This window comes from Actinotalea solisilvae, from assembly GCF_016464425.1.
Taxonomy (GTDB): Bacteria; Actinomycetota; Actinomycetes; order Actinomycetales; family Cellulomonadaceae; genus Actinotalea; species Actinotalea solisilvae.
Map to the genome: position 1 here is coordinate 41,508 of NZ_JADDKQ010000003.1, position 13,647 is coordinate 55,154.

Genomic DNA, 13,647 nt, shown 5'->3' on the forward strand with positions numbered 1-13,647 from the left:
GGCGTCAGTCCGCGGCGATCCGGCCGAGCACCAGCGGCACCGCCCGGCGGTCGCCCTCGGGCGCGATCGTGACCGCACCCTCGAGCGCCTCGCGCGCCCGCGCGAACCGCTCCGGGGTGTCGGTGTGCAGCGTCATGAGCGGCTCTCCCGCGCGGACGAGCGCGCCGGGCTTCGCGTGCAGCTCGACGCCCGCGCCCGCCTGGACGACGTCCTCCTTGCGCGCACGTCCCGCGCCGAGCCGCCACGCCGCGACGCCGACGGCGAGCGCGTCGAGCCCGACGAGCACGCCGTCCGCGGGCGCCAGCACGACGTCGGTCTCGCGCGCGACCGGCAGCGTCGCGTCGGGGTCGCCGCCCTGGGCGGCGATCATGCGCCGCCACGCGTCCATCGCGCGGCCGTCGGCGAGCGCGTCCGCGGGGTCGACGTCGCCGCGGCCCGCCGCCTGCAGCATCTCGCGCGCCAGCGCGAGCGTGAGCTCGACGACGTCCGGCGGCCCGCCGCCGGCGAGCACCTCGACCGACTCGCGGACCTCGAGCGCGTTGCCGGCCGTGAGGCCGAGGGGCGTCGACATGTCGGTGAGCAGGGCGACGGTCCGCACGCCGGCGTCCGTGCCCAGCGCGACCATCGTGCGCGCGAGCTCGGTCGCCCGGTCCAGGTCCTTCATGAAGGCGCCGCTGCCGACCTTGACGTCGAGCACGAGCGCCCCCGTCCCCTCCGCGATCTTCTTGCTCATGATCGAGCTCGCGATGAGCGGGATCGCCTCGACGGTCCCGGTGACGTCGCGCAGCGCGTAGAGCTTGCGGTCGGCGGGCGCGAGGCCCGAGCCGGCCTGGCAGATGACGGCGCCGACGTCCTCGAGCTGCCGCATCATCTCCTCGTTGCTCAGCGCCGCGCGCCAGCCGGGGATCGCCTCGAGCTTGTCGAGCGTGCCGCCCGTGTGGCCCAGGCCGCGGCCCGAGAGCTGCGGCACCGCGACGCCGCACGCCGCGACGAGCGGCGCGAGCGGCAGCGTGATCTTGTCGCCGACGCCGCCGGTCGAGTGCTTGTCCGCCGTCGGGCGCGAGAGGGACGAGAAGTCCATCCGCTCGCCCGAGGCGATCATCGCGGCCGTCCAGCGCGCGATCTCCGCGCGGTCCATGCCGTTGAGCAGGATCGCCATGGCGAGCGCGGACATCTGCTCGTCCGCCACGACGCCGCGCGTGTACGCGTCGACGACCCAGTCGATCTGCGCGTCGTCGAGGCGACCCCCGTCGCGCTTGGCCCGGATGACGTCGACGGCGTCGTGCGTCTCGGCGCTCATGCTCGCTCCACCAGGTCGTCGGGCCCGAAGGCGTCGGGGAGCACCTCGGTCATGGGGCGGATCCCGCTCACCGTGTCGACGAGCAGCGCCGGGCCGCCCGCCTCCCACAGCAGCTGGCGGCACCGCCCGCACGGCATGAGCGCGTTGCCGTGCCGGTCGACGCACGCGAACGCCTCGAGGCGCCCGCCGCCCGACACGTGCAGCGCGCCGACGAGCGCGCACTCGGCGCACAGGCCGACGCCGTAGGAGGCGTTCTCGACGTTGCAGCCGACGACGACGCGGCCGTCGTCGACGAGCGCCGCGCACCCCACGGGGAAGTCGGAGTACGGCGCGTACGCCCGGGTCATGACGTCCCGGGCGGCCGCCCGCAGCGCCTCCCAGTCGACGTCGGATGCCTGCGTCATGGGTGCACTCACTTCTTGTAGGGGATGCCCTCGGCCGCCGGCGGGCGCACGCGCCCGACGAGGCCCGCGACGGCGAAGATCGTCGCGAGGTACGGGAGCATCGAGAGGAACTGGCTGGGCACCGGGGAGCCCAGGTTGTTGAGCACCTGGCGCAGCGAGTCGGCGAAGCCGAAGAGCAGCGCGGCGGCGAGGGCGCCCTTGGGGCTCCACCGGCCGAGGATCATCGCGGCGAGGGCGATGTACCCCTTGCCGGACGTCAGCTCCTTGGTGAACGCGAGGCCCGCCGAGACGAGCGCCGCGCCGCCGAGGCCGGCGACGGCCCCGCCGAGCACCGTGTTGAGCACGCGGGTCCGGTTGACCTTGATGCCGACCGTGTCCGCCGCCTTGGGGTGCTCGCCGACCGCCCGCATGCGCAGGCCCCACCGGCTGCGGAACACCATGACCTGGAGCACCGCGACCGCCACGTACATGAGGTACACGACGATCGAGTGCTTGAAGAGCACCGGCCCGAGCACGGGGATCTCCGACAGGAACGGGATCGGGAGCGTGGGCAGGCGGGGCGGCGAGTTGAGCGTCTCTGGGTTCTGCGTGAGGACCGTCGAGAACAGGTAGTTCGTCACGCCGACGACGAGCACGTTGAGCACGACGCCGACGATGATCTGGTCGATCCAGTAGCGCACCGCGAACATCACGAGCACGAGCCCGACGAGCGCGCCCGCGACGGGCGCCGCGACGAGGCCCGCGTACGGGTTGTTCGTCAGGCTCGCCACGACGACGGCGAGGAACGCGCCGCCGAGCAGCTGGCCCTCGATGGCGATGTTGATGATGCCCGACCGCTCGCACAGCAGGCCCGCGAGCGAGCCGAAGATGAGCGGGACCGCGAGCGTCAGGGCCCCGGTGAGGAGCACCGTCAGGGGCAGGGCGTTGGTGTTGCCCGCCATGACCCACACGAGGAACGCGAGCAGGACGAGGCCACCGAAGACGAGCGGGAGCCACGTCGGGACGGCGCGCCGCGCACGGGTGAGCCAGGTCGCGTACGCGGCGAGGCCGAGCGCGCCGACCGAGAGGATCAGCGCGGTGAGCTGCGACGGCACCGCGAACGGCGCGATCTGCACGAGGTCGTCGCGGGTGGCGACCATGAACCGCGTCTCCTCGGCGCCCGGCGTCAGCAGGGCGAAGAAGACGAGGGCGACGAGGCCGAGCCCGAGGAAGAGGATCGGGCCGCGCCACGAGATCCGGGCCTGCACGGCCTCCGCGGCCGGGTCGACGATCCTGCTGGGGACCGGGTCGGTCTGGATGCTCACGCGCGGGCCTCCTTCATCCGGTAGCCGAAGAGCTGCGCCACGCGGTGCAGCGGGGACAGCTCGCGCACGAGCACGGGTGCCGCGATGAGCAGCACGATCGACGCCTGGATGACCAGGATGATGTCGATCGGGGTGTCGGCGGACGTCTGCATGAGCGGGGACCCCGCGCGCAGCGCGCCGAACAGGAGGGCCGCGAGCACGGTGCCCAGCGGCTTGGAGCGGCCGAGCAGCGCGACCGTGATGGCGTCGAAGCCGATCGAGCCCGCGCTGGTCGCCTGGAGCGTGCGGTCGGTGCCGAGGATCTGCATCGCACCGCCGAGCCCGGCGAGCCCGCCCGCGACGAGCATGACGAGGACGAACACGAGGTTGACCCGGATGCCGGCCGTGCGCGCCGCGCGCTGGTTGGCGCCGACCGCGCGGAACTGGAAGCCCAGCACCGAGCGCTCCATGAGCCACCACACCAGCACCGCCACGAGCAGGGCGACGACGAAGCCCCAGTGGAGGCGGAACTGCAACCCGAGCATGCGCGGCATCAGGGCGGTCTCCGCGACCTCGGGCGAGATCGGCCGCGTACCGCCCTGGCGGAGCAGGCTCGTCGTCAGCAGGTAGGAGATGAGGTAGAACGCGATCGAGTTGAGCATGATCGTCACGATCACCTCGTTGGCGCCGGTCCGGGCCTTGAGGAAGCCCGCGATGCCCGCCCAGAGGGCTCCGACGACGAAGGCCGCGACGCACGCGAGCACGACGTGGACGACGACCGGGAGGGGGAACGAGATGCCCACCCAGGTCGCGGCGGCCGCGCCCACGAGCACCTGCCCCTGGGCGCCGATGTTGAACAGGCCCGAGCGGAAGCCGACGGCCAGGCCGAGGCCGGTGAGGATGAGCGGCACCGAGGCCGTCATCGTCTCTGTGATCGGCCGGACGCGGCGGACGCCCTCGGCCTGGTAGTCGAAGACCGCGCCGCGGAAGAGCGCCGAGTACGCGGAGTAGATCGCGTCCCACGCCGCGCCGAGCATGTCCGACGGGCGCGAGAAGAAGTAGCCGGCGGCCGCCTGGACCTCGGCGTTGGCGGCGGCGATGAGCACGGACGACGCCAGCAGGGCCATGAGGATCGCGAGCACGATCGTGAGCCACGAGGCGTCGAGGACGCGGTGCAGCAGCGAGCGCTGCTCGCCCTGGGGCGGGGTGCTCGGCTGCGCCGAGGGCGCGACGAGCGTGTCGGTGACGGTCACTGGGCGTTCCCCTTGCTGTCGGCGTCGCCGAGCACGGTGCGGTGGGTCGCGGCCTCGCGCTGGGCCTCCTCCGCGGAGGCGCCGGCCATCATGAGGCCGAGGACGTCGCGGCTCGTGTCCCCCGGCACGACGCCGATGACGCGGCCGCGGTACATCACGGCGATCCGGTCGGCGAGGGCCAGGACCTCGTCGAGCTCGGTGGAGATGATGATCACGGGCGTGCCCGTGTCGCGCTCCTGGACGATGCGCTTGTGGACGAACTCGATCGAGCCCACGTCGAGGCCGCGCGTCGGCTGGCTCGCGACGAGGAGCCGCAGCGGCCGGGACATCTCGCGGGCGAGGACGACCTTCTGCTGGTTGCCGCCCGAGAGCGTGCTGATCGGGTCCTTGGCCGACGTGAGCCGGACGTCGAACTCCTGGACGCGGCGCGCCGCGTTCTCCGCGACCCGGCCGGGGCCGATGGCGCCCAGGCGCGCGAACGGCGGCTGCGCGTGCAGGTCGAGGATGAGGTTCTCGGCGATGGAGAACGTCGAGATGAGGCCGTCGGTGCTGCGGTCCTCGGGCACGAAGCCCACGCCCGCGCGCAGGACGTCGTCGACGCTGCTCCCGAGCAGCTCGCGGCCGTCGAGCGTGATCGAGCCGGCGGTCGCGGGCCGCAGGCCGAGGATCGCCTCGGCGAGCTCGGACTGGCCGTTGCCCTGGACGCCCGCGATGGCGAGGATCTCCCCCCGGTGCACCTCCAGGCTCACGCCGTCGACGACGCGCGTGCCGACGGCGTCGAGCACGCTGAGGTCGGCGATCCGGAAGGTCGCGTCGCCCGGGTCGGCGGGGGCCTTGTCGACACCCAGGTCGACCGTGCGGCCGACCATGAGGGAGGCGAGCTGCGCCTCGCTGTCGGTCGGCTCGGCCGTCCCGACCACGGTCCCGCGACGGATGACCGTGATGCGGTCGGCGACCGCCCGGACCTCGCGCAGCTTGTGCGTGATGAAGACGATCGAGGTCCCGGCGTCCTTGAGCTGACGCATGATCGCGATGAGCTCGTCGGTCTCCTGCGGCGTCAGCACGGCCGTCGGCTCGTCGAGGATGAGCACCTTGGCGTCGCGGCTGAGCGCCTTGATGATCTCGACGCGCTGCTGGACGCCGACGGGCAGGTCCTCGACCAGCGCGTCGGGGTCGACCGCGAAGCCGAAGCGGTCCGAGATCTCCCGGACCAGCCGACGCGCCTCCGCGAGGTCGATGACGCCGACCGGGCCCGACGTCGGCTCGTGCCCGAGCACGACGTTCTCGGCGACCGTGAAGACCGGGACGAGCATGAAGTGCTGGTGCACCATGCCGATGCCCGCGGCCATCGCGTCGCCGGGCCCCGCGAAGCGCACGGGCTGGTCGTCGACGAGGATCTGGCCGTCGTCGGGCTGGTAGAGCCCGTAGAGGACGTTCATCAGGGTCGACTTGCCGGCCCCGTTCTCCCCGAGCAGGGCGTGGATCTCGCCGGGCTCGAAGGTCAGGTCGATCGCGTTGTTCGCGACCAGGGGTCCGAACCGCTTGGTGATGCCCCGCAGCTCCAGCTTCACGAGCGCTCCTCGCGGTGTTCCTCGTTCACGGCGTCTTCGCCTCCACGTCGGGTGATGCACTTGAGAGTAGTGAGGCGACGTCGCGCCACCACAGGCCCTTCGTCGACGTCCTCTCGGACGGCGACCGGGCGGACCCGCCCGCGACCGTGCCCACCCACGACCGTGGCCCGGGGCGACGTGCGCCCCGGGCCACAGCCTGTGCGGTCAGCGGTCGATCACTCCGTCGGGGTGGCCGACGGCGACTCGACGACGAGCTCGCCCGCGATGATCTGCTCGCGCAGGGCGTCGACGGCGTCGACGAGCTCCGCCGGGACCGTCGCCTCGAAGTCGTGCAGCGGCGCGATGTCCACGCCGCCGTTCTCCAGCGTGCCGACGTACGGGTCGGACGTGAAGCCGCCCTCGGCCGCGGCCGAGATCGTGTCGAACACCGCGGTGCCGATCTGCTTGATCACCGAGGTGAGGATGAGCTGCTTGTTGTCCGCGTTCGAGGACTGCAGGTAGCCGTCCGAGTCGACCCAGATGACCGAGACGCCCTCGGCCTGCGAGGCCGCGTTGAGCGAGCCCGCACCGACGGGGCCGGCGACCGGGAGGATGACGTCGGCACCCGACGCGATGAACTGCTCGGTCGTCGCGCGGCCGGCCTCGGTGTCGGAGAAGTTGCCGATCATCGAGCCGTTCTGGGACGCCTTGTCCCAGCCGAGGAGCTGGACGGCCGTGCCGTTGTCCTCGTTGTACTTCGCGATGCCGTCGCTGAAGCCGTCCATGAAGATCGTGACCGACGGGAAGGGCATGCCGCCGTAGGTCGCGACGGTGCCGGTCTTGGACGTGCCCGCGGCGAGGTAGCCGGCGAGGTACGCGGCCTCGTGCGTGTTGAAGAGCAGCGGCTTGGCGTTGTCGAGCGTGACGGGGTTGAAGTCCGCGTCGGAGAACGCGCTGTCCACCAGCGCGAAGCTGATGTCCGGGTTGGCCTCGGCGGCCTCCTGGATGGCGTCCTCGAGCGCGAAGCCGACGCCGATGATGAGGTTGCAGCCCTCCTGGACCATCGAGTCCACGTTGCCCGCGTACTGGCCCGGGTCGGCCGACTCGGCGGTGCGCGTCTCGATGCCGAGCTCGTCGCCCGCGCGCTGCAGGCCCTCGAAGCCGGACTGGTTGAACGAGGCGTCGTCGAAGCCGCCCTCGTCCGAGACCATGCAGGCGGTGTAGTCGACGGTCTCCTCGGTCGAGGTGTCCTCGCCGGCCGAGGCCTCGGGCTCCTCCTCCGGGGCCGCAGCGCAGGCCGCCAGGGCGAGGGCCGTCGCGGTCGCCAGGACCGCTGCTCGCGTCACTCTTGTCACGTCGTACTCCCGTTGTGTCTGCCGGGGGCCTGCCTGCCGAGGGGCCCGCGGGGTGCCGCGGGCGCCCTGCGGGCGCGCTCCGTCACTGCGTCCTCACCGCCGGCACCTGACCGGCTGGCACCACGCACCCTAACCGCGCCCGTGCGACGCCAGTGTTACCGGCCGGTATCACCCGGGGGGTTGTTACCCAACCGGAATGTTCGGCAGGGCCGTTCGGGTGCCCGCGGGGCATTCGCACGGTTCGCCCCGGACGTCGTCCGGCGGGCTCAGGCCGTCGGCAGGTCCCCCGTGGGCGTCCCTGCGAGCACGGCGACGCGGGCGAGGAGGCGCGCGCCGACGCCGATCGCGCGCTCGTCGACGTCGAAGTCGCCCTGGTGGATGTCGTACGTGCGGCCGCCCGGGGTGCGCGTGCCGAGCCGGGCCATCGCGCCCGGCGCCCGCGTGAGCAGCCACGCGAAGTCCTCGCCGCCGAGCGACTGCTCGGTGAGCTCGACGGAGTCCTTGCCGAGGACGTCGCGCGCGGCGGCGTCGAGCAGGCGCGTGCTCGCGGCCTCGTTCTCGACCGGGGGGACGCCGCGATGGTGCTGCACGTCGACCTCGACGCGGTACGGCGCCACGGCGTGCTCGACCGCCTCGCGCAGGACCGACGCGGCCTCCTCCCACGCCCGGGCGTCGAGGCAGCGCAGCGTGCCCCGCACGGTGCCCGTCGCCGGGATGGCGTTGCTCGCGCTGCCCGCGTGCACCTGGCCCCACGTGAGGTTGACGCCCGAGCGCGGGTCGAGCCGCCGGCCCAGCACGCTCGGCACCTGCGTGATGACCTGCCCGAGGGCGAAGACGACGTCGGCCGTGAGGTGCGGTCGCGACGTGTGCCCGCCCGAGCCCGTGAGCGTCACCGTCACGGGGTCGGAGGCGGACGTGATCGGGCCGATGCGCGTGCCGACCCGGCCGACGTCGAGCTTCGGGTCGCAGTGCACCGCGAAGATCTGCGCGACGCCGTCCATGGCGCCCGCCTCGACCGCCGCGAGCGCTCCGCCCGGCTGGACCTCCTCGGCGGGCTGGAAGAGGAGGCGGACGCCCGTGGCCAGGCGGCCGGCGTCGGCCAGCTCGGCGAGCACGAGGCCCGCGCCGAGCACGACGGCCGTGTGGACGTCGTGGCCGCACGCGTGCGCGACCCCGGGCACGGTCGAGCGCCACGGGTGCGGGCAGTGGTCCGCGACGGGGAGCGCGTCGAGGTCGGCGCGCAGGGCGATCCGACGCCGACCCGCGGCGACGGGGCTCGGCCCCAGGTCGCACACGAGACCGGTCCCGGGGAGCAGGCGCGGCTCGAGCCCGGCCGCACGCAGCCGCGCGGCCACGCGCTCGGTCGTCCGGCGCTCGGTGTGCGCGACCTCGGGGTGCGCGTGGAGGTCGCGACGGAACGCGACGAGCTCGTCCAGCAGGCCGTCCACGCGGGCGTTGAGACGGTCGACGGAGACGGTTCGGGCAGCTTCCAGCACCCGACGAGCCTAGTTCGTCGGCCGCGCCGCGCCCGCGGGCGTCCGTGGAGCGGCACCCGGGGTGCGCGGCGTCCGGCGGTCAGAGCAGGTCGGTCCGGCCGCGCTCGCGCACGGCGTCGACGACGGCCTTGAGCCGTTGCGCGTGCTCGCGCGTGGTGACGAGGACGGCGTCGGGCGTGTCCACGACGACGACGTCGTCCAGGCCCAGCACCGCGACGAGCCGGCCCGTGCCCGGCACCACGAGGGCGTCCCGTGCGTCGACGACGAGGGCGGCGTCGGCGTCCCCGAGCACGCGCACGCCGTCCCCCGCGCCGTCCCGGACCGGTAGCAGGTCGCCGAGCGACGCGAAGTCGCCGACGTCGTCCCAGCCGAAGGCGCCGTCGACGACGGCGACCCCGCCGGCCGCGGCCACGGGCTCGGCGATCGCGTGGTCGATCGCGATCTTCGTCAGGCCGGGCCACACGCGGGCGACGACGTCGTCCTGCGCGCCGGTACCCCATGCCGCGGCGATCTCGCGCAGGCCGGCGTGGAGCTGGGGGTGCAGGCGCTCGAGGTGACCGAGCAGCACGCCCGCGCGCACGACGAACATGCCCGCGTTCCACCGGTACTCCCCCGTCGCGAGGTACTCCGCAGCGGTCGCGGCGTCCGGCTTCTCCGTGAAGCCGACGACGTGCCGGGCGCTCGGGGCGTCGGCGAGGCCGAGCGGCTCGCCCTGGTGGACGTAGCCGAACGCCGTCGAGGGGCCGCTCGCCGGGATGCCCACCGTGACGACGTAGCCCTCGTGCGCCGCGGCGACGGCCTCGCGGACCGCCGTCGCGAAGCCCGGCCCGGCGTCGATGACGTGGTCGGCCGCGAAGGAGCCCAGCACGACGTCCTCGCCCTCGCGCCGCGCGAGCACCGCGGCGGCGAGCCCGATCGCCGCCATCGAGTCGCGCGGCGACGGCTCCGCGAGCACGGCGTGCGCGCCGAGCTCGGGGACCTGCCCGCGCACGGCCGCCTCGTGCGCCCGTCCCGTGACGACGACGACGCCGTCCGGGCCCGTGAGCGGGAGGAGGCGGTCGACCGTCGCCTGCAGGAGCGTGCGGCCCGTCCCCGTGAGGTCGTGCAGGAACTTCGGGGCGCCGGCCCGCGAGAGCGGCCACAGCCGCGTCCCGGCGCCGCCGGCCGGGACGACGGCGCGGAAGCCGGGGACGGGAGCGGGGGACGTCGTCATGGCTGCCGATCCTGCCAGGCGCGCGGGATCCGCGGGCCGGGCTCCGGCGTCCGGCCCGCGGGACGCCTGTCCACGGCGCCGAGGGCGCCTGTGGTGTTGGTCACAAACGCGCCCCGAGGGGGCCCCGCAGGGCCGTGAGCAGGACTCCTGGCCCTGGCGCGCGGCGGTGCGCGCACCGGCGGTGGCTACAGTCGGGACGTACAGTGACTCCGGGTCACGGGTCGTGCCGGCGCACCGCCGGGACGGCCTGGGCCGGACGACGACGTCACCTCGAACTGCCCGGGAGGAACCCTCAGTGCCCGATGCACCGGCTGGCACGCTCTACCGCGGCCGCGAGGGGATGTGGTCCTGGGTCGCGCACCGCGTGACCGGGTTCCTCATCTTCTTCTTCCTCCTGGTCCACGTGCTCGACACGTCCCTCGTCCGGGTCTCCCCCGAGGCGTACAACGCGGTCATCGGCACGTACAAGAACCCCGTCATGGGGCTCGGCGAGGCCGGCCTCGTGGCCGCCATCGTCTTCCACGCCTTCAACGGCGTCCGCGTCATGCTCGTGGACTTCTGGTCGAGGGGCCCGCGGTACCAGCGCGTCATGCTCTGGGTCGTCATCGGCCTGTTCGTCGTCACGATGGCGGGCTTCCTCCCGCGCCACCTCATGAACGTCTTCGGAGGCCACTGATGGCCCAGCTCACCACGGCCGCGCCGACCGTCGCGGCGCCCCGCAGCCCCCGGTCCGGCCGCCGCACGTCGCGCACCAACTACGAGCTGTACGGCTGGGTGTTCATGCGCGCGTCCGGCGTCCTGCTGCTCGTGCTCATCTTCGGGCACCTGTTCATGAACCTCGTCGACGGCGACGGCATCAACGCCATCGACTTCGGGTTCGTCGCCGGCAAGTGGGCCTCGCCGCTGTGGCAGGTCTGGGACCTGCTCATGCTCTGGCTCGCGATGATCCACGGCACCAACGGCGTTCGCACGATCATCAACGACTACGCCGAGCGCACCGGGACCCGGATCGTGCTCAAGAGCGCGCTCTACCTGGCCTTCGTGGTCGTCGTCGTGCTCGGCACGCTCGTGATCTTCACGTTCGACCCGTGCCCCGCGGGCGCGCCGGCCGACCTGCTGCCGTCCTTCTGCACCGCCTGACCGCCGCGGCCGTCGCGGCCGCGACACCCCTCGCACCCCACCGACCTGCCGGAAGACAAGGACCCCTCACCTGATGCAGACCCACCAGTACGACGTCGTCATCGTCGGCGCCGGCGGCGCGGGCATGCGGGCTGCGCTGGAGTCCTCGACCCGGGCCCGTACCGCGGTGCTCACCAAGCTCTACCCGACGCGCTCGCACACCGGCGCGGCGCAGGGCGGGATGTGCGCGGCGCTCGCCAACGTCGAGGACGACAACTGGGAGTGGCACACGTTCGACACCGTCAAGGGCGGTGACTACCTCGTCGACCAGGACGCGGCCGAGGTCATGGCGAAGGAGGCCATCGACGCGGTGCTCGACCTCGAGCGCATGGGCCTGCCGTTCAACCGCACGCCCGAGGGCAAGATCGACCAGCGGCGCTTCGGCGGCCACACGCGCAACCACGGCGAGGCGGCCGTCCGCCGGTCCTGCTACGCGGCGGACCGCACCGGGCACATGATCCTGCAGACGCTCTACCAGCAGTGCGTCAAGCAGGACGTCGAGTTCTTCAACGAGTTCTACGTGCTCGACGTGCTCCTCACGCACGACCTCACGACGGGCGACGTGCCCGACGGCGAGGAGGTCGCGGTGAGCGGCGTCGTCGCGTACGAGCTCGCGACCGGCGAGATCCACGTCTTCCGGGCCAAGTCCGTGGTGTTCGCGACGGGCGGCGCGGGCAAGATCTTCAAGACGACGTCGAACGCCCACACCCTCACGGGCGACGGCATGGCGCTCGCGCTGCGGCGCGGCCTCCCGCTCGAGGACATGGAGTTCTTCCAGTTCCACCCGACGGGCCTCGCCGGCCTGGGGATCCTCCTGTCGGAGGCGGCTCGCGGCGAGGGCGCGATCCTGCGCAACAGCGAGGGCGAGCGCTTCATGGAGCGCTACGCGCCGACGATCAAGGACCTCGCGCCGCGTGACATCGTCGCGCGGTCCATGGCGAACGAGGTCCGCGAGGGCCGCGGCGCCGGGCCGAACAAGGACTACGTCCTGCTCGACCTCACGCATCTCGAGCCCGCGCACATCGACGCCAAGCTGCCGGACATCACGGAGTTCGCCCGGACGTACCTCGGCATCGAGCCGTACACCGAGCCCGTCCCCGTGTACCCGACCGCGCACTACGCGATGGGCGGCGTGCCGACGACGATCGACGCCGAGGTGCTGCGCAACAACACGGACGTGGTGCGGGGCCTCTTCGCGGCCGGCGAGGTCGCGTGCGTCTCGGTGCACGGGTCGAACCGCCTCGGCACCAACTCGCTCCTCGACATCAACGTCTTCGGCAAGCGCGCGGGCATCGCCGCCGCGGCGTACGCGCAGACGGCGTCGTGGGTGGAGCTGCCCGAGGAGCCGACGTCGGCCGTGGTCACCGAGATCGAGCGCATGCGCGACGCCGCGGCGGGCGAGCGCGTGGCCGACGTCCGGCGGGCGCTGCAGGAGACGATGGACGCGAACGCCCAGGTGTTCCGCACCGCCGACTCGCTCACGCAGGCCCTGGCCGACGTGCGCGCGCTCAAGAAGCGCTACCTCGCCGTCGGCGTGCAGGACAAGGGCCGGCGCTACAACACCGACCTGCTCGAGGCGATCGAGCTGGGCTTCCTGCTCGACCTGGCCGAGGTCGTCGTCGTCGGCGCGCTCGCGCGCGAGGAGTCACGCGGCGGCCACTTCCGGGAGGACTTCCCGACCCGCGACGACGCCAGGTTCATGCAGCACACGATGGCCTACGCGCGGCCGACGGGCGTCGCCGGCGAGACCGAGATCCGCCTCGACACCAAGCCCGTGACCGTGACCCGCTACCAGCCGATGGAGCGCAAGTACTGATGACCGCACTCGACACCCGCGCGACGCAGGCGCCCGAGCCCGAGGTCGGGGCCGTGCCGAGCTTCGACGTCACGCTGCGCATCCGCCGCTTCAACCCGGACGCCCCGGACCCCGAGGCGTACTGGGAGGAGTTCACGGTCACGGCGCACGGCACCGACCGCGTGCTCGACGCGATGCACAAGATCAAGTGGGAGACGGACGGGTCGCTGACCTTCCGGCGCTCGTGCGCGCACGGCATCTGCGGGTCCGACGCGATGCGGATCAACGGCCGCAACCGGCTCGCGTGCAAGACGCTCCTCAAGGACCTCGACATCAAGAAGCCGATCACGGTCGAGCCCATCAAGGGCCTGCCCGTCGAGAAGGACCTCGTCGTCGACATGGAGCCGTTCTTCGCGTCCTACCGCGAGGTCATGCCGTTCCTCATCACGGGCGGCAACCAGCCGTCCGGCGAGCGCCGGCAGTCGCCCGAGCAGCGCGAGCGCTACGACGACACGACCAAGTGCATCCTGTGCGCGGCGTGCACGTCGTCGTGCCCGGTGTTCTGGACCGACGGCCAGTACTTCGGCCCGGCGGCCATCGTCAACGCGCACCGCTTCATCTTCGACAGCCGCGACGAGGGCGGTTCCCAGCGCCTCGAGATCCTCAACGACAAGGAGGGCGTGTGGCGCTGCCGCACGGTCTTCAACTGCACCGAGGCGTGCCCGCGCGGCATCGAGGTCACGAAGGCCATCCAGGAGGTCAAGCGCGCGATGATCACCCGCGCCTTCTAGCAGTCCACGTGGGAGGAGGGCGGCACGC

General features: G+C 73.0%; 12 protein-coding genes. 4 read left to right on the top strand and 8 right to left on the bottom strand.

What is annotated here, in order from left to right; all coding sequences use genetic code 11:
* Positions 1-4: 4 nt before the first annotated feature.
* The 8 genes from JIG38_RS03570 to JIG38_RS03605 all read right to left on the bottom strand — a co-directional run bounded on the left by JIG38_RS03570 (position 5) and on the right by JIG38_RS03605 (position 9,854).
* The gene (locus JIG38_RS03570) at positions 5-1,300 is read right to left on the bottom strand and encodes a thymidine phosphorylase (RefSeq protein WP_199422326.1); all 1,296 of its coding nucleotides are present in this window, start codon (positions 1,298-1,300) and stop codon (positions 5-7) included.
* The gene (locus JIG38_RS03575; protein ID WP_199422328.1) at positions 1,297-1,704 is read right to left on the bottom strand and encodes a cytidine deaminase; all 408 of its coding nucleotides are present in this window, start codon (positions 1,702-1,704) and stop codon (positions 1,297-1,299) included. Before JIG38_RS03575 ends, JIG38_RS03570 begins: the two co-directional genes overlap by 4 nt.
* 8 nt (positions 1,705-1,712) lie before the next feature.
* On the bottom strand, positions 1,713-3,008 hold the full coding sequence (locus JIG38_RS03580) for an ABC transporter permease (protein WP_307844546.1): 1,296 nt from the start codon (positions 3,006-3,008) through the stop codon (positions 1,713-1,715).
* The gene (locus JIG38_RS03585; RefSeq protein WP_307844547.1) at positions 3,005-4,240 is read right to left on the bottom strand and encodes an ABC transporter permease; all 1,236 of its coding nucleotides are present in this window, start codon (positions 4,238-4,240) and stop codon (positions 3,005-3,007) included. The genes JIG38_RS03580 and JIG38_RS03585 overlap by 4 nt, the downstream gene beginning before the upstream one ends.
* Complete coding sequence (locus JIG38_RS03590; protein ID WP_199422330.1) at positions 4,237-5,811, bottom strand: ABC transporter ATP-binding protein; 1,575 nt, start codon at positions 5,809-5,811, stop codon at positions 4,237-4,239. Before JIG38_RS03590 ends, JIG38_RS03585 begins: the two co-directional genes overlap by 4 nt.
* Before the next feature lie 215 nt (positions 5,812-6,026).
* Positions 6,027-7,145, bottom strand: a complete 1,119-nt coding sequence (locus JIG38_RS03595; protein ID WP_199422332.1) for a BMP family lipoprotein — start codon at positions 7,143-7,145, stop codon at positions 6,027-6,029.
* A gap of 266 nt (positions 7,146-7,411) precedes the next feature.
* Positions 7,412-8,641, bottom strand: a complete 1,230-nt coding sequence (locus tag JIG38_RS03600; protein ID WP_199422334.1) for an amidohydrolase — start codon at positions 8,639-8,641, stop codon at positions 7,412-7,414.
* A gap of 79 nt (positions 8,642-8,720) precedes the next feature.
* Positions 8,721-9,854 (bottom strand): mannose-1-phosphate guanylyltransferase, encoded by a 1,134-nt coding sequence (locus JIG38_RS03605; RefSeq protein ID WP_199422335.1) that lies wholly within the window; start codon positions 9,852-9,854, stop codon positions 8,721-8,723.
* Positions 9,855-10,149: 295 nt separating this feature from the next.
* Here JIG38_RS03605 and sdhC point away from each other — a divergent pair, with 295 nt between their 5' ends.
* From sdhC to JIG38_RS03625, 4 genes are all read left to right on the top strand, one after another.
* Complete coding sequence (gene sdhC, locus JIG38_RS03610; RefSeq protein ID WP_199422337.1) at positions 10,150-10,530, top strand: succinate dehydrogenase, cytochrome b556 subunit; 381 nt, start codon at positions 10,150-10,152, stop codon at positions 10,528-10,530.
* Positions 10,530-10,994: a succinate dehydrogenase hydrophobic membrane anchor subunit gene (locus tag JIG38_RS03615; RefSeq protein ID WP_199422339.1), complete on the top strand. Its 465-nt coding sequence runs from the start codon at positions 10,530-10,532 to the stop codon at positions 10,992-10,994. Before sdhC ends, JIG38_RS03615 begins: the two co-directional genes overlap by 1 nt.
* A gap of 73 nt (positions 10,995-11,067) precedes the next feature.
* Entirely contained in the window at positions 11,068-12,849 is a 1,782-nt protein-coding gene (gene sdhA, locus JIG38_RS03620; protein ID WP_199422341.1) for a succinate dehydrogenase flavoprotein subunit, read from the top strand.
* Positions 12,849-13,619, top strand: coding sequence for a succinate dehydrogenase iron-sulfur subunit (locus JIG38_RS03625; protein WP_199422343.1), 771 nt, complete (start codon positions 12,849-12,851; stop codon positions 13,617-13,619). The genes sdhA and JIG38_RS03625 overlap by 1 nt, the downstream gene beginning before the upstream one ends.
* Positions 13,620-13,647: the final 28 nt, after the last annotated feature.

Coding starts and splice junctions, on each gene's coding strand:
- JIG38_RS03570 (WP_199422326.1), bottom strand. CDS start 1,300: ATGAGCGCCGAGACGCACGACGCCGTCGACGTCATCCGGGCCAAGCGC.
- JIG38_RS03575 (WP_199422328.1), bottom strand. CDS start 1,704: ATGACGCAGGCATCCGACGTCGACTGGGAGGCGCTGCGGGCGGCCGCC.
- JIG38_RS03605 (WP_199422335.1), bottom strand. CDS start 9,854: ATGACGACGTCCCCCGCTCCCGTCCCCGGCTTCCGCGCCGTCGTCCCG.
- JIG38_RS03615 (WP_199422339.1), top strand. CDS start 10,530: ATGGCCCAGCTCACCACGGCCGCGCCGACCGTCGCGGCGCCCCGCAGC.
- sdhA (WP_199422341.1), top strand. CDS start 11,068: ATGCAGACCCACCAGTACGACGTCGTCATCGTCGGCGCCGGCGGCGCG.
- JIG38_RS03625 (WP_199422343.1), top strand. CDS start 12,849: ATGACCGCACTCGACACCCGCGCGACGCAGGCGCCCGAGCCCGAGGTC.